The organism is Streptomyces sp. SM11, assembly GCF_002910905.1.
GTDB lineage: Bacteria > Actinomycetota > Actinomycetes > Streptomycetales > Streptomycetaceae > Streptomyces.
Genome location: NZ_NEUE01000296.1, coordinates 1 through 24,640 on the forward strand (window position 1 = coordinate 1; position 24,640 = coordinate 24,640).

Sequence of the window (24,640 nt, forward strand, 5' to 3'; positions counted from 1 at the left end):
GCGGCGGCGCGGTGGCGCAGGACGGCTTCGGCGGCCTGCCAGGCGGCGTGCAGGGTGCGGGCCTCGACCAGCTCCTTACGGCCGGTGGCGGCGCTCTTCTCGGCGGCGGTCAGGGCCAGCGAGGCGTGCCGGTAGGCGAGTTCGGCGGCGATCAGGGCGCGGCGGCCCCGGGTGGCGTCGGCCTCGGTGACGGTGTGGGCGGCCGCGGTGACACGTTCGGCCAGCTCGGTGGTGCGGCCGCGCTCCTCGGCGGCGCGGGCGGTCAGGCGGCGGGCCAGGGTACGGGTGCGGCGTTCGGCGCCGGCGTGGATGTCGCGGGTGCGGGCGCGGGCGTCGGTGGCCTCGACGATCCGGCCGAGCAGATCCACGGAGCCCGCGGTGAAGTCGCGTTCGGCGGTCAGCTCGGCGCGGCGGCCCAGTTTGTTGCCGAAGCCGCTGACCAGGTCGGCGAGTCCGTCGGTGTCGCGGGTGTCGGTGACGGCGCGCAGCAGCAGGTCGGTGAAGTCGGAGTCCTTCTTCACCGCGAAGAGTCCGGCGGCCTCGCCCTCGTCGGCGTTCATCTCGCGCTGGTAGCGGAAGAGTTCGGGGTCGAGGCCGAGGTCGCCGAGGTGTTCGATCCAACGGTCGTGGATCTCTTCCCAGTGCACGTCGAGGTGCTGGTAGAACTTGCCCGCGTCCATCAGCGCGTCGCGGAACCCCTTCATGGTGCGCCGCCTGCCGCGCGCCCCGGAGACGCCCTCGGCGGGGCGCCCCACGGCGGAGGACTCGGCGACGGGCAGGCTGTCCAGGCTGAGCCCGGGACCGGGCCGGAACGAATACCAGGCCTCGGCGAACTTGCGGGGGTCGTTGGAGACCTGGCGGCCGCGCCACTCGCTGACCTTGCCGACGACGACGCATTCACCGGTGAGGGTGTGCTGCCACTCCAGGGCGACGTGCCCGCAGTCGTCAGCGAGGAGGAATTTGCGCAGCACGCCGGAGCTGGCGCCGCCGAGGGTGTTGCGGTGGCCGGGGAGCATCACCGAGAAGATCAGCTTGAGCAGGACGGACTTGCCGCCGCCGTTCTCCAGGAAGAGGACACCCGCGGGGGCGGGCCGGCGGGGCGGGCCGACCGGCTCGTCCTCGAAGAACTCCGCCTGGGCGGGGGCGGGGCGGGGAACGGGTGCGCCGACGCCGCGCAGGTCGAGGACGGTGTCGGCGTAGCGCGCACCGGCAGGCCCGATGGAGTAGAGGCGGACCCGGGACAACTCGTACATGGCGGCGGACTCTCGTCGTTCGGTGAGCGGGGGCGGAGCGGCAGATGCGGTGCGGTGCGGACGGGCTTTGCGGCGTGGTCGGGAACGGCCGGTCGGGTCAGGAGTGGAAGGGGAGGCCCGCGTCGGCGGCCAGCTCCATGCTGTCGGGGTCGGGCGGCGGCAGCAGGGTGGCGGAGCCGTCTGTGACCGGGACGACGCCGAGCTCCAGCAGTTCGGCCATGGCGGCGCTGCCCGCCATGTCGCGGACCTGGAGCTGGTAGCGGGCGGTGGTGCGGTAGGCGCCACCCGCGTCGTCGCCGGTGCGCTGGAGGAAGCCGGAGTCGGTGAGGAAGGCGACGGCCTTGCCGATGATGCCGGTGGTGGATCCGGCGAGCCGACGGGCGTCCTTGGTCGCGCCGGTGGCGCTGCGGCGGGCGTAGATCCGCCAGCCGGCTTCGAGCCCGGGGGCGTCGCTGACCGGGTCGGTGTTGTCGCCCTGTTCCTCGGCGCGCTCCTCCAGCCGCCGGCAGGCCTGACGGACGAAGGCGTCGACGCCGTTGACCGTGATGCGGCCGATGTACGCGTCGTCGGCGAGGTCCTCGGGGCGGGGGAAGGCGAGGGCGGCGACGGCCAGGTGGGCGAGGCCGTGCAGGAAGCGGTCGGCGGCGTCGGAGGAGGCGCGGCGGGCGTAGTCACCCATGCGGACGGCGAAGACGGAGTCCTCGCCCGCCGTCACGGCCATCCCGGCTCGCGGGGAGACCTCCAGGACGATGAGGCCGAGACCGGTGGCGACGGCGTCGGCGAGCCGGGCGAAGGTGCTCTCCTCGCGGTAGCGCCGCAGCAGGTCGGCGTATTCGGCGTCGCGGGCGGGCAGCAGCTTGGGCTGGAGTCCGAAGGAGACCAGGCGGGCAGCGTCGGCGGCGTCGGCCGGGGTGACGGGTGCCTGTCCGGCGGGCTCGGCGGCGCCGGGGTGCGCCGAGTCGCCGGCGTACGGGGTGGAGGGTCCGGCGTACGTGGAGGGCTCGGTCCACGCGTCGGGGTGCTCGGCGTCGTGGTCGCTCACGGCTGGGACTCCTCGGTACGGAAGACGTGCGGGTGCGGCGGGAGGGCAGGACCGGCCATGGCAGGAGGCGCGGAGCGGTTCATGGCGGAAGCGGTGGGGCGGTTCGTGCCGGAAGGCGCGGGGCCGGTCGTCGCGGGGCCGGTCACGAGGCCTCCTTGCGGTCGGCGGCCATGCCGACGGCGTCCAGCAGGGCGGTGCCCACGATCAGGTCGGCGCCGCCGAACTCCGGGTCGTCCAGCTCGGCCCCGTCGTCCACGGCGAACAGCAGGCGGCGCTCGCCCTGGCGGTAGGCGGTGCCGACCGGCGGGCTGGCGGCGTGGACGGCGAGCAGGGCGACCAGGTACGGCAGGTCGGTGTCGCCGGTGCGGCGGGCCTCGGCGAGCAGTCCGGAGAGCCGGCGCGGGGCGTCGTGCTCCAGGTCGAGCAGGGTCATGGCGCGGGCGAGCTGCTCCTCGCTGAACCGGCTGTCGTCCGGGGTGGCGATCAGGTCGGGCTCGGGCATCTCCGCGCCCAGGTGCTCGCGCTCCAGCGGCGGGGTGAGCAGCATGTCGACCAGGTCCCCGACCCGTACGGAGGTGGGGGTGCGCAGGCCGGTGCCGTGGGCGAAGAAGGCGTCGGTGGCCCGGGTGGACTGTTCGACGGGGAGGGGGAGGAGCGGGGCGAGGAGCTGCCCGTACAGATCGAGGCCCGCGTGGGCGGTGGGCGGGGCGAACGCCTGCCGGTCCTGCTCCGCGCGGAAGAGGGGGCCCGCCTCCAGGAGCCGGGACTGGAGCTGGGTGTGGCGGCGGATACAGTCCTTGACGATGTCGACGAGCTCGGCTGCCCGGCGCTTGTGCTCGGGGTCCTCGGCCTCGTCGCGCGCCTTGCGGATGTTGGTGAGGATCGCGTTCTCGTGGCGGTAGCGGTCGGCCACGTGGTCCAGGGCCTCGGCGATCATGTCCGGGACGGTGTGGAGCCAGTCGACGGCGCGGACGTTGCGCCGGGTGGCCTCCAGGGTCCGGCGCAGGGTCTCGGCGTACTGCACGGTGCGGTAGCGGGCCTGTTCGGCGGCGAGCTGGGCGTCCGCGAGGCGGCCCCGGCTGATGAGGACCTCCAGCTTGACCTCGGCGGCGATCTGGGCGCTGGTGACATCGGTGTCCAACGCGCCGACCAGGACGTTGACCGCTTCGTCGGTGGCGCGGAGGTAGACCGTGCCGCCGTAGCCCGGGACCTCTTCGATGAGCTTGAAGTCGTAGTCCCGGCGGACATAGACCCCGTCGGGGTTGAAAGTGCCGTAGACCGCGCGGAAGCCGCGGTCTACGCTGCCGACGTTGATCAGGTTCTCCAGGACCCAGCGGGCGACCCGTTCGTGTTCGGCGACGGGGCGGTCGGGGGCCTGGGCGCCGACCCGGGGCAGCAGTCTGGCCACTATCTGGTCGTGGTCGGCTCCGGTGTCGAAGTCCATGTTGAGCGTGACGTGGTCGATCGCGGCGAGGGCGACCTCCGCCATGGCGTACACCGTGTACTCGCCGGCCAGATTCGCCTTGCGGACGTCGAGGTCGTGCAGCGGCGCCGTGCACGCGAGCGCGCGCAGCCGCCGTGAGAGCCCCTCGTCGGCGGCGGGGCCCGGGGCAGGCCGCGGCCCCGCGCTGAGCTGCGGCGAGGCGGTGTCCGGGTAGGCAGGCGAAGTCACGTGGGACAGATTAGGTCCTCGCACTGACAACGGTCGAAACGGCGCTAATGCGACCGGTCCCGTGCGGCGGTCCTGTGCGCCGCGGGCCCGTATCCTCCGCCGCCCGGCGTACGCACCACCAGGACGTCACCGGCGTCCAGTTCGGCGGTGTCGCAGCCCTCCAGCGGGACCGTTTCACCCCCGGCCCGCTCGATGTACTGCTCCCCGAGTGCCCCCGGCTCCCCGCCCTCCGCTCCGTACGGCGGGACGCGGCGGTGGCCGGAGAGCAGCGCGAGAGTGACGGGCTCCAGGAAGCGGATGCGGCGCGCGACGCCGTCACCGCCGTGCCACCGCCCCGCTCCCCCGCTGTCCTTCCGGACCTCGAAGCTCTCCAGCAGGACGGGCAGCCGCCACTCCAGGATCTCGGGGTCGGTGAGCCGGGAGTTGGTCATATGGGTCTGTACGGCATCGGCGCCGTCGAAGCCGTCCCCCGCTCCGGATCCGCTGGCGACCGTCTCGTAGTACTGGACGTTCTCGTTGCCGAAGGTGAGGTTGTTCATGGTGCCGGAGCCCTCGGCCTGGCCGCCGATCGCTCCGTACAGCGCTCCGGTGACCGCCTGCGAGGTCTCCACGTTGCCGGCGACGGTCGCCGCCGGGTAGGCGGGGTCGAGCATGGACCCGGCCGGAATGGTCACGTCCAGGGGCTTGAGGCAGCCGCTGTTGAGCGGGATGTCCTGCCCGACGAGGGTTCGGAAGACGTAGAGGACGGCGGCCATGACGACGGACCGGGGGGCGTTGGCGTTGCCGGGTTGCTGGGGCGAGGTTCCGGTGAAGTCGAGGTGGGCGCCACGGGCGTCCCGGTCCACGGTCAGCCGGACCTGGATCACGGCCCCGCTGTCGGTCTCGTAGCGGCAGTGACCGTCGTGGAGCCGGGCGACGATGCGGCGTACGGACTCCTCGGCGTTGTCCTGGACGTGGCCCATGTAGGCGTCCACGACGTCGGTCCCGAACTGGTCTGTCATGCACCGCAGTTCGGCGATGCCCTTCTCGTTGGCGGCGATCTGGGCACGCAGGTCGGCGAGGTTGGTGTCCGGGTTCCGGGAGGGGTACGGGGCGGCGGTGAGCAGGTCGCGGGTCTCGTCCTCGCGCAGCCGGCCGTCGCGGACGAGCAGCCAGTTGTCGAAGAGCACCCCCTCCTCGTGGATCGTCCGGCTGAAGGCGGGCATGGAGCCGGGGGTGATGCCGCCGATCTCGGCGTGGTGGCCGCGTGAGGCGACCAGGAAGCGCAGCCGGCCCTGTTCCGGTGCTTCGCCCTCGTCGAACACGGGGGTCACCACCGTGACGTCGGGCAGATGGGTGCCGCCGTGGTACGGGTCGTTGACGGCGTACACGTCGCCGGGGCGCAGTCTCCCCTCGTTGCGCCGCAGGACCTCCTTGATCGACTCGCCCATGGAGCCGAGGTGCACCGGGATGTGCGGGGCGTTGGCGATCAGGTTGCCCTCTGCGTCGAACAGGGCGCAGGAGAAGTCGAGGCGCTCCTTGATGTTGACCGAGTGGGCGGTGTTCTCCAGGCGGACGCCCATCTGCTCGGCGATGGACATGAAGAGGTTGTTGAAGACCTCCAGCTTCACCGGGTCCACCCGGGTTCCGACGGCGGTGCGTTCGGGCCGGGGGCGGCTGCGCGTGAGGACGAGGTGGCCGGCCGGGCCGGCTTCGGCCGCCCAGCCGGGCTCGATGACGGTGGTGGCGTCGTCCTCGGCGACGACGGCGGGCCCGGTGACGGTGTCGGCGGGGTGCAGGTCGGACCGGCGGTACAGCGGGGCCCGCTGCCACTGCCCCTCGGCGTACAGGTCCACGGTGTCGGCCGGGGCCGGCGGGGTGTCGCGGGGTCCGGTGGTGTCCGGCTCGGGCCCGGCATCGCCCGGGTGCCCCGCCCCGGCGGGGGGCGCGGCGGCGTCGGTCGCCCCCGTGGCCAGGGTCGCCCCGGTCGCCTCCACCGAGACCGTCTCGACGACGACGGGCTTGTCCATCGTGAAGCCGAACCGGGCCCGGTGGGCGGCGGCGAACGCCTCGGCCATGGCGGTCTCCGTGTCCAGGTCCACCGGCAGCGCCGCGTCCGTCCCGGCGTACCGCAGCAGGACGCGGGCCTGTGTGGTGATCGCGGAGTCCGGCGTTCCGTCGGCGCGCAGTGCTTCGCGGGTACGGTCGGCCAGCTCCGCGCAGAGCCTTTCCACGCGTTCCCGGGCGGCCTCGTCGAGTTTCTCCTCCACCGACTGCTCGCGCATCGCGGTGGCGTCGGCCAGGCCGATGCCGTACGCGGAGAGCACTCCGGCGAGCGGGGGGACGAGGACGGTGTCGATGCCGAGGGCGTCGGCGACCGCGCAGACGTGCTGGCCGCCCGCGCCGCCGAAGCCGGTGAGGGCGTAGTGGGTGATGTCGTGGCCGCGCTGCACGGAGATCTTCTTGACGGCGTTGGCCATGTTGAGCACGGCGATCTCCAGGAAGCCCGCCGCCGTCTCCGCCTCGTCCGGCCGCCGCCCGGTGGCGCGTCCCACGTCGTCGGCGAGCGCGGTGAACCGCTCGCGCACGAGGCCGGCGTCGAGCGGGAGGTCTCCGTCCGGACCGAATACGGCCGGGAAGTGGCCGGGCTGGACGCGGCCGAGCATCACGTTGGCGTCGGTGACGGTGAGGGGGCCGCCCCGGCGGTAGCAGGCGGGGCCGGGGTGGGCGCCGGCCGATTCGGGGCCGACGCGGTAGCGGCTGCCGTCGAAGTGCAGGACGGATCCGCCGCCGGCCGCGACGGTGTGGATGCTCATCATCGGGGCGCGCATCCGGACTCCGGCGACCTCGGTGCCCAGTTCCCGTTCGAACGCGCCGGCGTAGTGGGAGACGTCGGTGGAGGTGCCGCCCATGTCGAACCCGATGACGCGGTCGTATCCGGCCCGCTGCGAGGTGCGGACCATGCCGACGACGCCTCCGGCCGGGCCGGAGAGGACGGCGTCCTTGCCGCGGAACCGGGCGGCTTCGCGCAGACCGCCGTTGGACTGGAGGAACATCAGCCGGATTCCGTCGAGGCGGGCGGCGACCTCGTCGACGTACCGGCGCAGGACGGGTGAGAGGTAGGCGTCGACGACCGTGGTGTCGCCGCGGGGGACGAGCCTGATCAGCGGGCTGACCTCGTGGGAGCTGCTGACCTGGGTGAAGCCCGCCTCACGGGCCGCCTCGGCGACGGCCCGCTCGTGGGCGGGGTGGCGGTAGCCGTGCATCAGGACGACGGCGGCGCTGCGCAGCCCGTCGGCGTGGGCGGCGCGCAACTCTTCTCGTACGGGGTCGAGTTCCAGAGGCCGTACGGTGCGGCCGTGGGCGTCGACGCGTTCGGGGACCTCGATCACGCGCTCGTGGACGGCCTCGGGGAGGACGATGTGCCGGTCGAAGAGGCGGGGCCGGTTCTGGTACGCGATCCGCAGGGCGTCCCGGAAGCCCTCGGTGATCAGCAGGACGGTCGGCTCGCCCCGCCGCTCCAGCAGGGCGTTGGTGGCGACGGTGGTGCCCATCCGGACGGCGGCGACCCGGTCGGCGGGCACCGGCTCTCCGGGGTCCAGGCCGAGGAGCAGCCGGATTCCGGCGACTGCGGCGTCGTCGTAGCGGCCGGGGTCGTGGGAGAGGAGCTTGCGGGTGATCAGACGGCCGTCGGGGCGGCGGCCCACCACATCGGTGAAGGTGCCGCCCCGGTCGATCCAGAACTCCCAGCGTCCGGCCATGGCGCCATTCTGTGCCCGCGCTCACGGTCCCGCAGGGGCAAAGCGCGGGCAGGAGTCCGGTCCGGGAGGAGCACCACCGGCCGGGGCGGCTGCCGACGGGCCGCCTCGGCGTCCTCGGCGTCCCGGGTCCCGCCCGCCGGGCGTATGCGGTCGCGGAGCGCCGCTTCCACGGCGGCGCCGGGGAGAAGGTCTCTCCCCGGCGCCGTCGGTAGCTCGGCGACCGGCACGTTCAGGGACTCGTATCCGATCCAGCCGCTCTCGCCACGGCCCATCCTGATGACCACCGGCAGTGCGGCCGGCGAGTCGGGGTCGGCCACCGCGCGGGTGAAGGTCGACCGTCCGAGCAGCACGAGCCCGTCACGGAAGTCCATGAAGCCGTCGTCACCACGGCCTCCCTCGATGAGGTGGGCCGCTTTCCACAGGGCCACCGGTAGGCGGAGCGGGTCACCCCCACCACCGTGACGGCGAAGGCGGCGATCCGCTCCGGCTCCTGGGCCGCGAGCACGTCGGTCAGGGTGCCGGGCGCCCACCACTGGTTGATGTCCGTGGTGGGAAGCCCAGGAGGGGGGGCTGGCAACGCCCCTCCTCCAACGCCCTTCCCCACGGCTCCTGGCCTCAGACCGCCGGCGCGTCCGGTCCGATCCGGCTCCGTACCGCCGTCTGGACCTCGGCCTCCTCGGCCGGATCGGCGGCGAGGCGGCGCAGGCGTTCGGCGACGCGGACGTCTCCCGTCTCGGCGTGCAGGGCGGCCACCTCCCGGGTCGTCTCCTCGCAGTCCCAGAGGCACTCCACCGCGAACCCGGTCGCGAAGAACGGGTCGGTGGCGGCCAGGGCGCGGGCGGCCCTGCCCCGCAGGTGCGAGGAGGACGTCTCGCGGTAGACGTGGCGCAGCACGGGGGCGGCGCAGGCGATGCCGAGGCGTCCTGCTCCGTCGACCAGGGTCCACAGCCGGGGGTCGTCGGGCCCGTCGCCGCGTACGGCCTCCCGCAGCGCGCCGAGGACTTGGGGAGCGTCCTGGGCGGCACCTCGGCAGGCGAGCACTCCGGCGGCCGACGCACCGAGGGCGTCGGGGCGGTGGGCCCAGCGCCTGGCCCGTTCCACGGCGTCGCCGCTGGTCATCCGCTCGAAGGCGGCGATGGCCGAGTCGGCGACGGTGCGGGCGGAGCTGACAGCGGCGGCCTCGATGAGGTCGAGGACGGCGGGGTCGCCCGCCTCGGCGAGGTAGTGCAGGGCGGCGCAGCGGGCGCCTTCGGGGCCGCCGCGGGCGGCCTCGACGATCAGGTGCAGGTCGTCGGGTCCGGCGACGGCGGAAATACAGCGCGCTGCGGGGACGTGCAGTTCGCTGCCGCGCTCCAGGGCCTGCTGGGCCCAGTCGAAGACGGCCTGGACGCTCCAGCCGGGGCGGGGTCCCCCGGGGCGCATCTGGCGTTGCCATCGGTCGAACGAGCCCTGCTCGCCGGCGGCCCTGACCCGGGCGCCGACCGCTTCGCGCGGGTCTTCGGCCCACAGCCGCCAGGGGCGCGGCTCGAAGGAGTCCCGCACGGCGGCGGCGAGCTCGGCCGCCCCCTGGTCGGTGGCCGGGAAGCGGGCGAGGACGGGCAGCGCGAGGGAGCGCAGACCGGCGTCGTCGTCGCGCAGGGCGAGTTCGTCCAGGGCCCAGGCCCAGTTGGCGCCGTTCGCCGCGTAGCGGCGGAGCAGGGCCAGGGCGTCGTCGCGTCCGTAGGAGGCGAGGTGGCCGAGGACGGACAGCGCCAGACCGGTGCGTGAGTCGTCGGTATCGAGGTGGTCGTCGGGATCGGCGAGGTGCCGCTCGATCTCCTCGATACCGCCGTCGAGGTCGAGGTAGAGGCGCGCGTAGTAGAGGGAGCGGTTCTCCACCTGCCAGTCGTGACGGGGGTCGCTCACGACGCAGTGGTTGAGAGCCGCGAGGGCCTCGGGGCGCGGTGCGGCGAGCGCGTGGAGCGTGCCGTCGCCGCGGCCCCTCTGCAACAGGCCGAGCAGGGTGCCGCTCGGCGCTATGAACGGATCGAACATGGGAGAAAGCCTCACATCAAGCTGTCGACGCAACCGGGACTGTGCAGTGCCCCCGTGCCTCTCGGCACGCGGGGGTGTCCGGGGGACACCGCTACGCCGCGCAGTGACATGATCGGCCGACCGCCGTCTTTCGCCTGGTGTAGAGCATCTTCCTCTGCCTCTCGTCGGTGGCCCTGAGCGGGCCCGCGACGTCATGATGACCCAGCCATTTCGCCACCGCGACCACATTTACGACGGACCGGTCAGCGGAGCCCACGGCGGACGCGTCGACAAGCGCGTCCGCCGGCGTCTCACCGGGCACCGAAGCGTTCCAGCAGGTCGGACTTGCCGAACATCCGGGCCGTGTCCAGCGCGGACGGGGTTCCGGCGGCCGGGTCGGCGCCCGCGGCGAGCAGGGCGTCGATGACGGCGTCCTCCCCCTTGAAGACGGCTCCGGCCAGCGGGGTCTGGCCCCGGTCGTTGGCCCGGTCCGGGTCGGCCTCGCGGGCGACGAGGGCGGCGACGGTGCCGGCGTGCCCGTGGTAGGCGGCGAGCATCAGCAGCGTGTCGCCCCGGTCGTTGGTGAGGTTGGCGGGGACTCCGGCCTCGACGTACGCAGTGAGCGCCTCGGTGTCGCCGGTGCGGGCCAGGTCGAAGACCTTGGTCGCCAGCTCGACCACCTCGGGATCGGGGGTTCCACTCATCGGACGGACCGCCTTCCTTGACTGCTGCCGCGACTGTCACCGCCGCGGTGACCTGGTGGGGAGTACGGCACGGGGCCGTACGAGTGAATCGACAGGGTACTGCTCCCGGGACGACATGACCCGGCCCGGACACGGCAAGGGATCACCGCGGCTGATCCTGCCCGGCACGGACGAGGTGATGCCGCTCCCTGGAGGCCGACTTCCGTGGGCCAGTCAAGTGAAAGCGCAGGATATTCACTCGATTGCACCTTTTGTCGTATAGATACTTCCCGTGATCCTGGAAGGACTCATGGTGACTGTCCCCTTCAACCAGGAGAGAACCGCTCATGATCCTTTCCATCTCGGGCGTGGTACTGCTCGCCATCATCGTCTTCCTGTTCTTCAAGAAGGACGGGCTCAAGGCCTCCCACGCCATCGTCTGTGCCCTGTTCGGCTTCTACCTGGCCGGCACCGCCATCGCGCCGAGCATCACGGCGGGCGGGGCGAGCCTCGCCGGCCTGCTGGGCGGGATCAAGTTCTGACGCTCCGCAACCGCTCCCACCCCTTCAGGAGACCGATGTGGCCCGGCGACCACTCCCCCGCATTCTGAGCAGCGGCAGCGCTTCGATCACTCGCAGCAGAGAGATCGCGCGCACGGCCGCCGACAGTGCCACCGATGTCCTCCATCCGCTGATCACAGTGGTCCGCGGACTGCGGCTGCTGGCCGTGTCCGGCCGGCAGAAGTGGGTCGCGACCCCCAAGGAACGGCGAGGTCCCAAGCTGTTCCTCGGCGCGGCCTGCGTGCTGGTGGTGGCGCTCGTCCCCTACGGGCCGATCCTGGCCCTCGTCACGGTGATGGGCGCAGCCGCGTGGAAGGGGCGGGAGCGGGCCCCGGTGCGGACCGGGCCCGACGACGCGGAGACCGCACGCCTGCGGTCGCTGTACGAGGCGCTCGTGCCGTACTTCTCGACGGCCGACGACCCCGATCCGCTGTTCGCCCACGGCGGCGACTGGGCGAAGGCCCTCGACGGCTACGGCTTCGACGACGACGGGCGGCTCACCCGCCTCCAGGTCTCCTACCCCGCGTACTTCACGGACGGCGAGGCCGCCGCCCGCTCCCGGATCGAGCAGCTGCTCCACACCAAGTCCGGCCGGGGCCGTGAGTACCACTTCGGCTGGGACGAGGAGGCCAACCGCCTCGTCATGACGGTGCTGGACGCGCTCCCCACGACGATCGCCGCCCAGCGCTTCGTCACCGCCCCCGGCGAGACGGTCATCGGCTTCACCGACCCGGACGCCGTCTCGCGCACCGTCCCCGTGCGCGACGGCGACACGACGGTGGACGCCTCGCCCGTGGTCTGGCGGACCGGCGGCCGCTCCACCGAACCGCACCTGCTGGCCGTCGGACAGCCCGGTGCCGGCACCACGACCCTGGTCCGCTCGATCGCCCTCCAGGCCCTCCAGAACGGCGACGTGATCGTCGTCGACGGCAGCGGGACCGGTGAGTACGGCGCCCTCACCGGGCGCACCGGCGTCCTCGCCGTGGAGTCCGGCCTCGGCGGGGCGCTGGCCACTCTGGAATGGGCGGCGCACGAGACCGAGCGGCGCCTGATCACCGCCAACCTGGCCCGCCAGACCGGCCGCCCGACGCCGGACGACATCCGGCGTCCGCTGTGGATCCTGCTGGACCGGCCCGGCGTCCTCGGCCACCTCGCGACGGCCGACGGCAGGCCCGACCCGCAGGAACTGCTCCGGATCCCGCTGCGGCACGGCCGGGCGGCGCAGGTCACCGTCGTGCTGGCCGAGCAGTTCGACGCGCTGGACACGCTCACCGAGACCGTACGGACCCACACCCGCGCCCGCGCGGTCCTCGGGCCCGCCTCCCGCGAGCAGATCGAAGCCGTCCTCGGCGCCGAACCGCACACCACGCCGCCGCCCGAGGTCCCCCCGGGCCGCGGCTACGTCCGCCTGGGCACGGGCCCGGTCCTGCGGCTCCAGGTGCCCGCCACCCCGGACCCGTACGACGACGCCACCAGCGACGCGCACCGGCGGGCGGTACTCGGCCTGCTGCCCGGCCCGCACACCCCGATGGCGGCGCCGGCGCGGGAGCCCGCCGACGAGGGCCCCGCGACGGAGCAGGTCCCCGTGGCGGTGGAAGCCGCGGCCCGTCCGGTCGAGGCGGTTCCGGTGGAGGCGGTGGTCGCCGAGGCCAGGCCGTCCGAGCCGCTCGCGAAGGCGCAGCCGGCGGGCGCCGAGAGCTGAGCCGGGCAGGCCCGAGCAGCACGACGGGCGGGGAGCGGACCCGATGGTCCGCTCCCCGCCCGCGGTCGTTCCGTCGAAGGAGCCGCTCAGGCCACGAAGCTGCGCGGGACGTCGGCCCCCGCGCCCGCCCCGGACCGCACCAGGCCCACCGCCGCGGCCAGGCGTACGGCCGCCTCGTCGGCGACCGGGCCGCTCACCGTGAACGGCAGCCGCACATATCCCTCGAAGGCCCCGTCGACCCCGAAGCGAGGGCCCGAAGGCACCCGGACGCCGACGCGTTCGCCCGCGACGGCCAGCCGCGATCCGGAGAGGCCGCCGGTGCGCACCCACAGCGTCAGGCCGCCGCGCGGCACGGCGAACTCCCAGTCCGGAAGTTCCCGGCGCACCGCCGCGACCAGTGCGTTCCGGTTCTCGCGCGCCTGGCTCCGCCGGACCTCGACGGCCTGTTCCCAGCCGCCCGTGCCCATCAGCCAGTTGACGGCGAGCTGTTCCAGGACGGGGGTGCCCATGTCGGCGTACGCGCGGGCGGCGACCAGACTGCGGATGACGTCCGGGGCCGCGCGCACCCAGCCGATGCGCATGCCGGCCCAGAAGGCCTTGCTGGCCGAGCCGACGGTCAGGACCGTGCTGCCGGCCGGGTCGAAGGCGCAGACCCGGCGCGGCATGTCGATGTCTGCGTCCAGGCGGAGTTCGCTCATCGTCTCGTCGACGACCAGGACCGTTCCGGCCGACCGGGCCGCCTCCACCAGGTCCCGGCGCTGCTGCTCGTCGGCGAGCGCGCCGGTGGGGTTGTGGAAGTCGGCGACCACATAGGCGAGCCGGGGTGCGGCGTCCCGCAGCACCTGACGCCAGCGGTTCATGTCCCAGCCGCCGAGCCCCTCCTCCATCGCGACCGGGACCAGGCGGGCGCCCGTCTCGCGCATCAGCTGGAGGATGTTGGCGTAACTGGGGGACTCGACCGCGATGCGTTCGCCGCGGCCCGCGAAGAGGTGGCAGATCGCGTCGATGGCACCCATCGCGCCGGTGGTGACCATGACCTGTTCGGGCATGGTGGGGATGCCGAGCGCGGTGTAGCGGTCGGCGATCATCTGGCGCAGGGCGGGCAGTCCGGCCGGGTAGTCACCGTGCGTGTGGGCGTACGGCGGCAGCTCCTCCAGCGCCCCCTGGACGGCACGGGTCAGCCAGGGCTCGGGTGCCGGCAGGGCCGCGCAACCCAGGTCGATCATCGAGCCGAGCGACTCCGGCGGCAGCGGTTCCAGACCGCGGGCGGGCAGCGGATTACCGGCCGGGACGGCGGTCCAGCTTCCCGCGCCGCGCCGCGACTCCAGGAAGCCTTCGGCGCGCAGCGCCTCGTAGGCGGCCGCGACGGTCGTCCGGCTGACGGACAGGGCGAGGGCCAGTTCACGTTCGGCGGGGAGTCGGGCGGCGACCGGAACCCGGCCCTCCAGGACGAGTAGCCGTACGCCGTCGGCCAGCGCACGGTAGGCGGGGGGCTTGCGGCCGCCCGGTCCGGTGGGCCGGGCCTGTTGCGACCGGAGCTGCCGGGCGAGCTGGGCCGCCCCCACTGTCGATGTCCACTGTGCCACCGAAATCAGTCCACCTTCCTCGAATTGGCCATAGTTGACGACCGGCCTCCTGCCACAGAGTGGCACGAAGCAGTCCACTATCACTACATCAGGGGGCACAACGTGGCCAGGACCACCGGCCGGAGCACCACCCATCTCACCCGGCGGCTGGTCCAGCTGTACATCGGCCTGACGCTGTACGGGGCGAGCTCCGCGCTCCTGGTGCGGGCCGAACTCGGCCTGGAGCCGTGGGGCGTACTGCACCAGGGCCTCGCTGAACTGACCGGGATCTCGATCGGCGTCGTGTCGATCATCATCGGCGCGGTGGTGCTGCTGCTGTGGATCCCGCTGCGCCAGCGGCCGGGGCTCGGCACGGTCTCGAACGTCTTCGTGGTCGGGCTGGCGCTGGACGGGACGCTCGCCGTGGTCGGCGACCTGGAGGGCCTCGGGCTCCGCATCCCGGTGATGGTTCTGGGCGTCGTGCTCAACGGGGTGGCGACCGGGCTGTACATCGCGGCCCGGTTCGGCCCCGGCCCGCGCGACGGGCTGATGACCGGGCTGAACCACGTCACCGGCCGCTCGATCCGGCTGGTCCGCACGGCGATCGAGGTGGCCGTCGTGGCGACGGGCTTCGTGCTGGGCGGCTCGCTCGGGGCCGGAACGGTGCTGTACGCCCTCGCCATCGGCCCGCTGGCCCAGTTCTTCCTGCGGATGTTCGCACTGCCCGCGCCCGCCGAGGTCACCCCGGGTTCCGACGGACCGTCCACCACCGCGCCGCCCGCCGGTTCCGGGCCCGTTGCCGCCCCGGCGTCCGGGCACGCCATACTGCCGCAGTGAAACCGAGCCACCCCTACCTGGACCACCCGACGCCGATCGCCTTCGCCCATCGCGGCGGGGCGGCGGACGGCGTGGAGAACACCGCGACCGCCTTCCGCCGGGCGTCCGACGCGGGCTACCGCTACTTCGAGACCGATGTGCACACCACGGCGGACGGCCGGCTGGTCGCCTTCCACGACGCGACGCTGGACCGGGTCACCGACACCCGGGGCCGGATCGCCGAACTGCCCTGGAGCGAGGTGCGCCGGGCCCGGGTCGGGGGCGGCGAACCGCTCCCGCTCTTCGAGGAACTCCTTGAGGAGTTCCCGGAGGCCCGCTGGAACGTGGACCTTAAGGCCGAATCGGCGCTGGAGCCGCTGCTCGGCCTGATCCGCCGCACCGACGCCTGGGACCGGGTCTGCGTCGGTTCGTTCTCGGAGGCCCGGGTGGCCCGCGCCCACCGTCTGGCGGGCCACCGCCTGGCCACGTCGTACGGGGTGCGCGGCGTCCTGGGGCTGCGCCTGCGTTCGTACGGGATCCCGGCGGCCCTGCGCGCGGGCGCGGTCTGCGCACAGGTCCCGGAGCGGCAGGGCGGCATCCCGGTGGTGGACGCCCGTTTCGTCCGCACGGCGCACGCGCTGGGACTCCAGGTGCACGTCTGGACGGTGAACGAACCGGAGCGGATGGCGGCGCTCCTGGACCTCGGCGTGGATGGCATCATGACCGATCACATCGAGACGCTGCGTACGGTGCTGAGCGAGCGGGGGGCATGGTCTTGACGCCCGGTCCGTCCGCGTCCACAGGGGACGACCGAGGGGACGCGGAATGAGCACCGGGACCACGGGGAAGGCCGATCCGTCAGGGCGACCGCCGGGAGACGGAACGGCGGCCGCCCGCAAGCGGGAGCAGCACGGCTGGTATTTCTACGACTTCGCCTGCTCCGTCTACTCCACCAGCGTGCTGACCGTCTTCCTCGGTCCGTATCTGACGTCGATCGCCAAGGCGGCGGCCGATCCCGACGGGTTCGTGCACCCCCTAGGCATACCCGTGCGCGCGGGCTCGCTGTTCGCGTACTCCGTCTCGGCGTCCATCGTGGTGGCCGTGATCCTGATGCCGATCGTGGGCGCGGCGGCGGACCGTACGGGGCGCAAGAAGCCGCTGCTGGCGGCGGCCGCCTACACGGGGGCCGCGGCGACGGCCGGGATGTTCTTCCTGGACGGCCACCGCTATCTGCTGGGGGCGTTCCTGCTGATCGTGGCCAACGCCTCGATCTCCGTGTCGATGGTCCTGTACAACGCCTACCTGCCGCAGATCGCCGGGCCGGAGGAGCGCGACGCGGTCTCCTCGCACGGCTGGGCCTTCGGCTACGCCTCGGGCGCCCTAGTCCTGGTCCTCAACCTGATCCTGTACACCGGCCACGAGTCCTTCGGGCTGGCGGAGTCCGACGCGGTGCGGATCTGTCTCGCCTCGGCCGGTGTGTGGTGGGGTGCGTTCACCCTCGTACCGCTGCGCCGGCTGCGCGACCGCCGGGTGCCGCCGGGCGGCGAGGGCTCGGTCGGATCCGGGTGGAAGCAGCTGCGGGCAACCCTGCGCGACATGCGGCGCCACCCGCTGACGCTCTCCTTCCTGCTCGCCTATCTCGTCTACAACGACGGGATCCAGACGGTGATCTCACAGGCCTCGCTGTACGGCTCCGAGGAGCTGGGCCTGGATCAGACGACGCTGATCATCGCCGTGCTGCTGGTGCAGATCCTGGCGGTGGCGGGGGCTCTCGGCATGGGGCGGCTCGCCCGGACGCACGGCGCCAAGCGCACTATCCTCGGATCGCTGGTCATCTGGACCCTGATCCTGGTCTCCGCCTACTTGCTGCCCGCCGACGCGCCGGTGTTCTTCTTCGTCCTGGCGGCGGCGATCGGTCTGGTGCTGGGCGGCAGCCAGGCGCTGTCGCGGTCGCTGTTCTCGCATCTGGTGCCGCGCGGCAAGGAGGCGGAGTACTTCTCCGCGTACGAGATGAGCGACCGCGGTCTGAGCTGGCTGGGGCCCCTGGTGTTCGGTCTGGCGTACCAGCTGACCGGCAGCTACCGGGAGGCGATCATCTCGCTGATCGTGTTCTTCGCCCTCGGCGCGGCACTGCTCGCGCGGGTTCCGGTGAGGCGGGCGATCCAGGCCGCGGGCAACCCGGTGCCGGACCGGATTTAGACGTTGCCGTCAAAGGCCGGTAGTATACGTCTTTGGCCTGCCCGGAGGACCGTTACTGCGAGTGGAAGCGGTTCAACCGCTGGGTGACAACATCCAACAAAGGTGACAAACCGGGCATGGGCGGGTACTCAACCCAGATAAGGCAGCGGCACGACGGGCGACGCATGACCGGCAACGGGAATCTTTACCGCCGACCGGACGTTGACCGGATGACGACGACAGCGACATTTTGTCCTGTGGGCGACAAGCCCGGGAGGCACGATTCATGAGTGAGCGAGCTCTCCGCGGCACGCGACTTGTGGTTACCAGCTACGAGACGGACCGCGGCATCGATCTGGCCCCGCGCCAGGCGGTGGAGTACGCATGCCAGAACGGACATCGATTCGAGATGCCGTTCTCGGTAGAGGCGGAAATTCCGCCGGAGTGGGAGTGCAAGGCGTGCGGCGCCCAGGCACTCCTGGTGGACGGGGATGGCCCCGAAGAGAAGAAGGGCAAGCCGGCGCGTACGCACTGGGACATGCTCATGGAGCGGCGCACCCGCGAGGAGCTGGAGGAGGTGCTGGCCGAGAGGCTGGCGGTTCTGCGCTCCGGAGCCATGAACATCGCCGTGCACCCGCGGCTCTTGGTATGCCCTTCCCGTCAGGGGGTGAGGGGCGGGCGAGGACCCTGCGGGTCGTCGTCGGGCCCGGAGGGCGCCTGGGTGCCGTCCTCGCGGACGACCTCACCGGGGACGACTTTTCCGTCCGGCCGGTGCATCCTGGCTTGCTGGAACGCGTCCGAGAGGCTGCCCGGCGAGGCGGCCCGCATCCGGCGTTCCAGCGAGCGCTCCGCGTAACGGCTGATCATGGTGCGCACTGGCGGCACCAGCAGGATCAGGCCGGCCGCGTCCGAGATCAGGCCGGGGATCAGGAGCAGCAGCCCGCCCAGCATCAGCAGCCCGTTGCCCCGGGATCCCTTGCCACCCGCGGCAGCGGCCGGCGGGGTGGCGGGGGCACCGGGCTGTCCCGGCATCTGCTGGAGGGTTTCGGTCAGGTTCTTGAAGGCGCGCCGGCCGGCGCTCTTGATGACCACCGTGCCGAGCACGGCGCCGGCCACCAGGATCAGCAGGACGGCGAGGCCGCCCGCGGCCGAGGCGACCAGGGTCAGGAGCCAGATCTCCAGGACCAGCCAGGCGGCCAGGGCAAGCGGCAGGAATCTACGGGCGCGCGAGCGCCGGGGACGGGTCGGGGGCGGAGTGCCGGTCGTCATGCACCCAGTGTGCCCGTACCGGCGTGCAAGCGGCGTAAGAGGGTGATCATGAAGCGGTCCGGTCCGGTCCGCCCCCGGCCGCCAGCCCGCCCTCCGTCTCCGGTCCGGGGCCGTCAGAGGGGCTTGCGACCCAGAACCTTGTTCGCGCGGGAGGTGATGCCCCAGCCGGTGACCCGCCACAGCGCCTCGACGAGGATGTCCCGGCTCATCTTCGAGTCGCCGATCTCCCGGTCGACGAACGTGATGGGGACCTCGACCACGTGATAGCCCGCCTCGACCGCGCGGCGGGCGAGATCCACCTGGAAGCAGTAGCCCTGCGAGGCGACCTCGCCCAGTCCGAGGCCGCCCAGCGTCTCGGTGCGGAAGGCGCGGTAGCCGCCGGTGACGTCCCGGACGGAGAGGCCGAGAGCAAGCCGGGAGTAGAGGCTTCCGCCGCGCGAGATCACCTCCCGGCTCCTGGGCCAGTTGACCACCCGGCCGCCCGGCACCCAGCGGGATCCGAGGACCAGGTCGGCGCCCTTGAGCGCGGTGAGCAGCCTGGGCAGCTCCTCGGGCTGGTGGGAGCCGTCGGCGTCCATCTCGACGAGCACGCCGTAGCCGTGCTCGGAGCCCCAGGCGAAGCCGGCGAGATAGGCGGCGCCGAGCCCTTCCTTGCCCTTGCGGTGCAGGACGTGCACCTGGTCGTCGGACGCGGCGATCTCGTCGGCCGCCTTGCCGGTGCCGTCGGGGCTGTTGTCGTCGGCCACCAGGATGTCGGCATCCGGGACGGCGGTGCGCACCCGGTCGACGATCGGTCCGATGTTCTCGACCTCGTTGTAGGTCGGAATGATCACCAGAACCTTGCCGAGCGGGCCGAACTGCCTCTGACCGCCGTCGTTCACTACTGCCCCTTAGAGTCGTACACAGAGGGACACCATATCCAGCGCGCCGCCGCCGGACTCCGACGCGGTCGCGCGGGCGTGCGGCGCGGCGCGGACAGACCCGTGGAACTGCGGACAGAACACGGGCCCACGACATGGCTCAGGGCTCCGGACGGAACTGCGGATCGGGGCCCGGCGCCCTTCGGGCCGACCTGGGACCCGCTGGCTGCGGGTCGACCGAAAGCCGTTGTCTACTGAACGTCCGGGCCCCACCCGGGTCCCACCCTCCGACCGGCCGCAACCGTCCCTCGCCCCGAGGCGCGGGCGCTGAACCTGGCTGTCAGCGGTGGTGGGCCGGTGCGGCACACCACCTCATGACCCAGCGGCGTTCGACGACTGCGTGGAGGTTCAACCGGTCGGACGTCCTGTGGTGGGCCCGGCCGAACCTACCGGCCGGTGGGCGCGTTCTGTCAACAGCCGTGCGACCTGCGACTTCTTCCGAAATCGCCTGGTCAGTGCCGAAGGGCCGCAGGTCGCGGACCAGCCGTCGGGCCATCGATCGGCGGTACGGAATGTCCCGACGTCACTCGTTCGGTCGCACATAGACAGTTCGTCCGAAGACCACGGTCCGCAGGCAGACGGGAAGGTCGGCCCCGGGCGTCAGATCCGGCAGGCCCGGCGTGCCGGACCGGGGATCGGTGGACCATCGGGCGACCCGGTCGTCGGGGGCCTGGACCAGGAGTTCGGCGGTGCGCCAGACGGCGTAGTCGGCCGGGGCGCCGGGCACCAGGAGGCCGGCGTCGTCGCGGCCGACGGCCCGCCAGCCGCCCCGGGTATGGGCGGCGAACCCGGCGCGGACCGAGATGCGGTGCTCCGGGGTGCGATGGTGGGCGGCGGCCCGCACGGTGCCCCAGGGGTCGAGCGGGGTGACCGGACTGTCGGAGCCGAAGGCGAGGGGCACTCCGGCGCGCAGCAGCGCCGCGTACGGGTTGAGGCCGGTGGCCCGCTCCGCGCCGAGGCGCTCGGCGTACATCCCCTCCGACCCGCCCCAGGCGGCGTCGAAGGCGGGCTGGACGGATGCGGTCAGGCCCAGTTCGGCGAAGGCGGCGATGGTCTCGGGGGTGAGCAGCTCGGCGTGTTCGACGCGGTGGCGGGCGGCCCGGATCCGGCCGAGGCCGAGCGTCCCGGCGGCGGCCCTGATCCCGTCCACCACGGCGGTGACCGCGGCGTCGCCGATGGCGTGGAAACCCGCCTGGAGGCCCGCCTCGGTGCAGGCGGTGACATGGGCGGCGATCCGGGCGGCGTCCAGGTGGGCGGTGCCGGTGTGCGGGGCGTCCGCGTACCCCTGGTGCAGGCAGGCGGTGTGCGAGCCGAGGGAACCGTCGACGAACAGGTCGCCCGCGGCGCCGATCGCGCCGAGTTCGCGGATGCGCCGGGCATCCTTCTCGTCCGCGATCTCCTCGGCCCAGAGACCGAGGACGCGCGGTCCCGGCCGCTCGGCAGCGAGGGCGAGGAGGCCGGTGAAGTCCTCCTCGTCGGAGATCTCGGGCCCGCCGCACTCGTGCACGCTGCCGATGCCGAGGGAGGCGGCGTGGTCGAGGGCGGCGCGCTGGGCGGCGGCCCGCTGGGCGGACGACAGCGCGCCGTGGGCGGCCGCCCGTACCGCGTGGTGGGCGTCGCCGGTCAGCGGCGCTTCGGGGTGGTATCCGGTCATCCCGGTGACGCCGGGGACGAGGTCCAGCAGGGCCGTCGTGACGACCGCGGAGTGCACGTCGATCCGCGGCAGGTACAGAGCCCGGCCGCCGGCCGCCTCGTCGAGCTCGGCGCGCGAGGGGTGGCGCCGCTCGGGCCAGCGGGCGGTGTCCCAGCCGTGCCCGAGCAGAACGTCCCCGGCGGCCCGGCCGTGTCCGAACGCACGGACGAGACCGAGGGCCTCGGCCAGGGTGCGGGCGCCGGAGAGGTCGAGCCCCGTCAGAGCCAGGCCGGTGGCGGTGGTGTGCACATGGGCGTCGGTGAACGCCGGGGTGACCAGGGCGCCTTCGAGGTCGACCACCTCGTCCACGCCGCTCGCGAAGGCGTCGGCTGCCCCCTCGGACCCCACCCAGGCGACATGCCCGCGTTCGACGACCATCGCGGTGGCGAACGGGTCGGCGGGGCTGTGGACGTCGCCGCCGCGCAACAGCACGGTGCGGTGTTCGGGGGCGCTCTGGGGGGCGGTGCTCTGGCTCATGGGACCAGTCTCGCGCCTGCCAGCCACCGCCCGGCCCCCGGCCCCCTTCCGGAGCGGGCCGGACATCCCCCGGGCCCACCGCTCAGATACGCGGGGGCCGGGCCTCGTACGGAGTGGACAGGACGACGGTGGTCCGGGTGGACACGCCGGCGAGGGTACGGATCCGGGTGAGCAGGTGTTCCAGCTCCAGCGGGGTCGCCACACGCACCTTGAGGATGTAGTTCTCGTCCCCGGCGACGCTGTGACAGGCCTCCAGTTCGGGTACCCCGGCGAGCCGTTCGGCGATGTCGTCGGGTGCGCTCGGATCGAACGGCTTCACCGAGATGAACGCGGTGAGGGGCAGCCCGACGGCCTCGGGGTCGACGACCGCGGTATAGCCGCGGACCACCCCGCGCTGCTCCAGTCGGCGGACGCGCTGATGAACCGCCGAGGTGGACAGGCCCGTGGCCTTGCCCAGGTCGGTGTAGCTCATCCGCCCGTCCTTGACGAGCAACTCAACAATCTGACGGTCCAGCTCCTCCATGCGGATCAACCTATGGCCCAGGGCGTCCCCCGGCACAGTCGCGCGGGTCACAGAACGGCACCTGCGGGTGGCATGTGACGAACACCACAGGCCCACGGGTCGGTAGCGGGCCGCCTCACGGTTATCGGCCATGCGCGACGGGAAGTGCTTGCTGTGGTCGAGGCCGTGACGCCTTGTCGGCCCACCCGAGGGGGAACTTCCATGCAGAGCCTGAAGCTCACCGGACGTACCGAACCGGAGCCTGTCGATCCGGACGACGACGGTACCGCCGACGCGTACGACATGTTCGAGATGGTCCGGGTGACCTGCCCGGACTGCGCCCAGCCCATCGCACTGCTGGCCGACGAGGACGTCCTGCCGGAGCACGCCCGGTGCCCCACGCCGTGGAACCCCTTCGTCCTCACCGTCTGCGCCGGGACCGGCCGCGGCGTGAGCGACGCCCGGCCCGCGGACGAGACGCTGGAGCTCCAGGAGCAGGAGGCCGGGCTACTGCTGACGCTCCCCCAGGGCCTCGACTGGCGGATGCAGCCCTTCTCGCACGCCGGAGGACCCGGCTCCCGTCCGGTGCGCGTGCCGCGGATACGGCCCGAGGCCGCCTGACCCCGTACGCCGTACGCCCACCCGGCACCACGGCGGGCCCGGCCGCCGTGGTGCCCGTGGTTCCGCTGCCCCGGCGCCGGCGCAGGGCGTGGCCTCTGCGAACGGGCGCTCGATTCGGCGTACCAGTGACCCCGGCCCGTCCTGCCGCGTTGGCCCGGTATGACCACGCTGCATTCACCAGTGGGTTCGGGTCGTCGCCGGCTCGCCGCACCCGCCCCCGAAGAATCGGTTCCGCAGCCGGGTGCGCCCGCCCAGCCGCTGCCCCGCTCCACCGGGGCCTCGCCCATGGGCGCCCCCGTGGGCCCGCCGATCTACAGCGCGTTGCTCAGTCAGTGGGAGAGCGCCGGCCGCACGCTGCCGGGCCCCCGCGACCCGGAGTGGAACCAGGCCGCGGCACTGCCCTCCTGGTCCGAGGCGCCGCTGCGGTTCAGCGCGTCTCGGGACCCGCGAGGTGGCGCGCGATGACCATGCGCTGGATCTGATTGGTGCCCTCCACGATCTGGAGCACCTTCGCCTCGCGCATCAGCCGTTCGACCGGGAAGTCGAGCGTGTAGCCGTAGCCGCCGAGCACCTGGACGGCGTCGGTGGTCACCCGCATGGCCGCGTCCGTGCAGAACAGCTTCGCCATGGCGGCCTGCCGGGAGAAGGACTCCCCCGCGTCGCGCAGCCGGGCCGCCTCCAGATACAGCGCCCGGCCGGCCTCGATATGGGTGGCCATGTCGGCGAGCATGAACCGCAGCCCCTGGAAGTCCGCGATGGGGCGGCCGAACTGGCGCCGGTCGGTGGCGTACCTTACGGCCTCGTCCAGCGCCGCCTGGGCGACCCCGACCGCACAGGCGGCGATGCCGAGGCGCCCGGAGTCGAGTGCGGACAGGGCGATGGCGAAGCCCTGGCCCTCCTCGCCGATGCGCCGGTCGTCGCCGACCCGTACGCCGTCGAAGTGGAGCTGGGCCGTGGGCGAGCCCTTCATCCCCATCTTCTTCTCGGGGAGAGCCGCGTTCAGCCCCTCGGCGTCGCCGGGGACGAGGAAGGCCGTGATGCCGCGGGGACCCTCGACGCCGGTACGGGCGAGCACGGTGCAGAAGTCGGCGACGCCGCCGTGGGTGATCCACGCCTTGGTCCCGGTGATGACCCACCCGTCCCCGTCCCGTACGGCCTTGGTGCGCAGCGAGGCGGCATCGGAGCCGGAGGCGGGTTCGGAGAGGCAGTAGGAGCCCAGCAGGCCGCCGGTGAGCATGGCCGGGAGGTGCGCGGCGCGCTGTTCGTCGGTGCCGTATCCGGCGAGGGCGTGGCAGGCGAGGGAGTGGACACTGACGCCGAGTCCGACGGTGAGCCGGGCGGCGGCCAGTTCTTCCAGGACCTGGAGGTAGACCTCGTAGGGCTGGTCACCGCCTCCGTGGGCGGAGTCGTACGGGAGTCCCAGGAGTCCGGCCTCGGACAGGAGGGTGAAGACCTCGCGCGGGAAGACGCCCGCATCCTCCTCCTCGGCCGCCCGGGGAGCGATCTCCTTCGACACGATGTCGCGGACGAGCGCGACGAGCTGCCGGGACTCCTCGGTGGGCAGACGGCGTTCCACCGGCTGCGGGGCACGGTCGGACATGACGGCGCTCTCCTCCCTGTCGGGCGTTGCGGCGGTCGCGCGCTCGGGGTGGGAGAGGCGCCGCCGGGTGATCTCCCGGAACGACCCGGGAAAAACAGACTGCCCCGCCGATCCTGCCCTCCCGGGTCACGGGTGGCGCGGTCATCGGCCGTGGCGGGTTGAGTATGCCCGATCGAATGCCTCCCGTCACGGGGCGATGGGCAGGCCGGACGGCCCGGAGGGGCCGCGGGCGATCGGCGGACCGGCCCGAAACCATTGACCTGACTGGTCTGGTCCCCCTGCGGCTCCTCCGAACGCCTTGCGGTGTCCATGCCAGATCGGCGCGGTTGCCCGG

General features: G+C 73.0%; 19 protein-coding genes and 2 pseudogenes. 7 read left to right on the top strand and 14 right to left on the bottom strand.

Annotated features, from left to right (window positions below; translation table 11 throughout):
• The 8 genes and pseudogenes from B9S58_RS32785 to B9S58_RS40085 form a co-directional block, all read right to left on the bottom strand.
• Positions 1-1,253: pseudogene (locus B9S58_RS32785) on the bottom strand (hypothetical protein); the annotation flags it as partial.
• A 97-nt stretch (positions 1,254-1,350) separates the two neighbouring features.
• Complete coding sequence (locus B9S58_RS32790) at positions 1,351-2,295, bottom strand: hypothetical protein (RefSeq protein WP_103535540.1); 945 nt, start codon at positions 2,293-2,295, stop codon at positions 1,351-1,353.
• Positions 2,292-2,441, bottom strand: coding sequence for a hypothetical protein (locus B9S58_RS38325; RefSeq protein WP_181009538.1), 150 nt, complete (start codon positions 2,439-2,441; stop codon positions 2,292-2,294). The genes B9S58_RS32790 and B9S58_RS38325 overlap by 4 nt, the downstream gene beginning before the upstream one ends.
• Positions 2,438-3,967, bottom strand: coding sequence for a hypothetical protein (locus B9S58_RS32795; protein ID WP_103535541.1), 1,530 nt, complete (start codon positions 3,965-3,967; stop codon positions 2,438-2,440). The genes B9S58_RS38325 and B9S58_RS32795 overlap by 4 nt, the downstream gene beginning before the upstream one ends.
• A 44-nt stretch (positions 3,968-4,011) precedes the next feature.
• Positions 4,012-7,707, bottom strand: a complete 3,696-nt coding sequence (locus B9S58_RS32800) for a hydantoinase B/oxoprolinase family protein (RefSeq protein WP_103535542.1) — start codon at positions 7,705-7,707, stop codon at positions 4,012-4,014.
• Positions 7,626-8,078, bottom strand: coding sequence for a hypothetical protein (locus B9S58_RS40350; RefSeq protein WP_374935728.1), 453 nt, complete (start codon positions 8,076-8,078; stop codon positions 7,626-7,628). Before B9S58_RS40350 ends, B9S58_RS32800 begins: the two co-directional genes overlap by 82 nt.
• A gap of 244 nt (positions 8,079-8,322) precedes the next feature.
• The gene (locus tag B9S58_RS32810; protein WP_103535543.1) at positions 8,323-9,741 is read right to left on the bottom strand and encodes a hypothetical protein; all 1,419 of its coding nucleotides are present in this window, start codon (positions 9,739-9,741) and stop codon (positions 8,323-8,325) included.
• Between the two features lie 290 nt (positions 9,742-10,031).
• A complete protein-coding gene (locus B9S58_RS40085; protein ID WP_103535544.1) occupies positions 10,032-10,424 on the bottom strand; it encodes an ankyrin repeat domain-containing protein in 393 nt (130 codons plus the stop codon).
• 326 nt (positions 10,425-10,750) lie between these two features.
• On the opposite strand from B9S58_RS40085, the gene B9S58_RS32825 reads away from it, so the two are divergent.
• On the top strand, positions 10,751-10,945 hold the full coding sequence (locus B9S58_RS32825; RefSeq protein WP_006123109.1) for a hypothetical protein: 195 nt from the start codon (positions 10,751-10,753) through the stop codon (positions 10,943-10,945).
• A gap of 37 nt (positions 10,946-10,982) precedes the next feature.
• On the top strand, positions 10,983-12,665 hold the full coding sequence (locus B9S58_RS32830; RefSeq protein ID WP_103535545.1) for a hypothetical protein: 1,683 nt from the start codon (positions 10,983-10,985) through the stop codon (positions 12,663-12,665).
• 86 nt (positions 12,666-12,751) lie between these two features.
• On the opposite strand, the gene B9S58_RS32835 is transcribed toward B9S58_RS32830, so the two are convergent.
• Positions 12,752-14,251, bottom strand: a complete 1,500-nt coding sequence (locus B9S58_RS32835; RefSeq protein ID WP_103535546.1) for a PLP-dependent aminotransferase family protein — start codon at positions 14,249-14,251, stop codon at positions 12,752-12,754.
• A gap of 102 nt (positions 14,252-14,353) precedes the next feature.
• On the opposite strand from B9S58_RS32835, the gene B9S58_RS32840 reads away from it, so the two are divergent.
• From B9S58_RS32840 to B9S58_RS32855, 4 genes and pseudogenes are all read left to right on the top strand, one after another.
• Positions 14,354-15,067, top strand: a complete 714-nt coding sequence (locus tag B9S58_RS32840; RefSeq protein ID WP_103535547.1) for a YitT family protein — start codon at positions 14,354-14,356, stop codon at positions 15,065-15,067.
• Complete coding sequence (locus B9S58_RS32845; protein WP_103535548.1) at positions 15,064-15,825, top strand: glycerophosphodiester phosphodiesterase; 762 nt, start codon at positions 15,064-15,066, stop codon at positions 15,823-15,825. The genes B9S58_RS32840 and B9S58_RS32845 overlap by 4 nt, the downstream gene beginning before the upstream one ends.
• Positions 15,826-15,871: 46 nt before the next feature.
• The gene (locus tag B9S58_RS32850) at positions 15,872-17,245 is read left to right on the top strand and encodes an MFS transporter (protein WP_103535549.1); all 1,374 of its coding nucleotides are present in this window, start codon (positions 15,872-15,874) and stop codon (positions 17,243-17,245) included.
• Positions 17,246-17,510: 265 nt separating this feature from the next.
• Positions 17,511-17,864, top strand: a pseudogene (locus B9S58_RS32855) (RNA polymerase-binding protein RbpA); the annotation flags it as partial.
• A 20-nt stretch (positions 17,865-17,884) separates the two neighbouring features.
• Here B9S58_RS32855 and fxsA read toward each other — a convergent pair.
• From fxsA to B9S58_RS32875, 4 genes are all read right to left on the bottom strand, one after another.
• Entirely contained in the window at positions 17,885-18,493 is a 609-nt protein-coding gene (fxsA, locus tag B9S58_RS32860) for an FxsA family membrane protein (RefSeq protein ID WP_103535550.1), read from the bottom strand.
• Positions 18,494-18,606: 113 nt separating this feature from the next.
• Positions 18,607-19,374, bottom strand: a complete 768-nt coding sequence (locus tag B9S58_RS32865) for a polyprenol monophosphomannose synthase (RefSeq protein WP_103535551.1) — start codon at positions 19,372-19,374, stop codon at positions 18,607-18,609.
• A gap of 562 nt (positions 19,375-19,936) precedes the next feature.
• Positions 19,937-21,583, bottom strand: a complete 1,647-nt coding sequence (locus B9S58_RS32870) for an amidohydrolase (RefSeq protein ID WP_103535552.1) — start codon at positions 21,581-21,583, stop codon at positions 19,937-19,939.
• 82 nt (positions 21,584-21,665) lie between these two features.
• Complete coding sequence (locus tag B9S58_RS32875; protein WP_103535553.1) at positions 21,666-22,106, bottom strand: Lrp/AsnC family transcriptional regulator; 441 nt, start codon at positions 22,104-22,106, stop codon at positions 21,666-21,668.
• A 201-nt stretch (positions 22,107-22,307) separates the two neighbouring features.
• On the opposite strand from B9S58_RS32875, the gene B9S58_RS32880 reads away from it, so the two are divergent.
• Positions 22,308-22,706 (top strand): hypothetical protein, encoded by a 399-nt coding sequence (locus B9S58_RS32880; protein WP_103535554.1) that lies wholly within the window; start codon positions 22,308-22,310, stop codon positions 22,704-22,706.
• Between the two features lie 427 nt (positions 22,707-23,133).
• On the opposite strand, the gene B9S58_RS32890 is transcribed toward B9S58_RS32880, so the two are convergent.
• Positions 23,134-24,306: an acyl-CoA dehydrogenase family protein gene (locus tag B9S58_RS32890; RefSeq protein WP_103535556.1), complete on the bottom strand. Its 1,173-nt coding sequence runs from the start codon at positions 24,304-24,306 to the stop codon at positions 23,134-23,136.
• Positions 24,307-24,640: the final 334 nt, after the last annotated feature.

Bases quoted from the DNA above. Each gene is read 5' to 3' on its own strand.
- B9S58_RS40350 (WP_374935728.1), bottom strand. From the start codon at position 8,078: ATGGACTTCCGTGACGGGCTCGTGCTGCTCGGACGGTCGACCTTCACC.
- B9S58_RS32875 (WP_103535553.1), bottom strand. From the start codon at position 22,106: ATGGAGGAGCTGGACCGTCAGATTGTTGAGTTGCTCGTCAAGGACGGG.
- B9S58_RS32810 (WP_103535543.1), bottom strand. From the start codon at position 9,741: ATGTTCGATCCGTTCATAGCGCCGAGCGGCACCCTGCTCGGCCTGTTG.
- B9S58_RS32880 (WP_103535554.1), top strand. From the start codon at position 22,308: ATGCAGAGCCTGAAGCTCACCGGACGTACCGAACCGGAGCCTGTCGAT.
- B9S58_RS32800 (WP_103535542.1), bottom strand. From the start codon at position 7,707: ATGGCCGGACGCTGGGAGTTCTGGATCGACCGGGGCGGCACCTTCACC.
- B9S58_RS32825 (WP_006123109.1), top strand. From the start codon at position 10,751: ATGATCCTTTCCATCTCGGGCGTGGTACTGCTCGCCATCATCGTCTTC.
- B9S58_RS32850 (WP_103535549.1), top strand. From the start codon at position 15,872: ATGAGCACCGGGACCACGGGGAAGGCCGATCCGTCAGGGCGACCGCCG.
- fxsA (WP_103535550.1), bottom strand. From the start codon at position 18,493: ATGACGACCGGCACTCCGCCCCCGACCCGTCCCCGGCGCTCGCGCGCC.
- B9S58_RS40085 (WP_103535544.1), bottom strand. From the start codon at position 10,424: ATGAGTGGAACCCCCGATCCCGAGGTGGTCGAGCTGGCGACCAAGGTC.
- B9S58_RS32870 (WP_103535552.1), bottom strand. From the start codon at position 21,583: ATGAGCCAGAGCACCGCCCCCCAGAGCGCCCCCGAACACCGCACCGTG.
- B9S58_RS32890 (WP_103535556.1), bottom strand. From the start codon at position 24,306: ATGTCCGACCGTGCCCCGCAGCCGGTGGAACGCCGTCTGCCCACCGAG.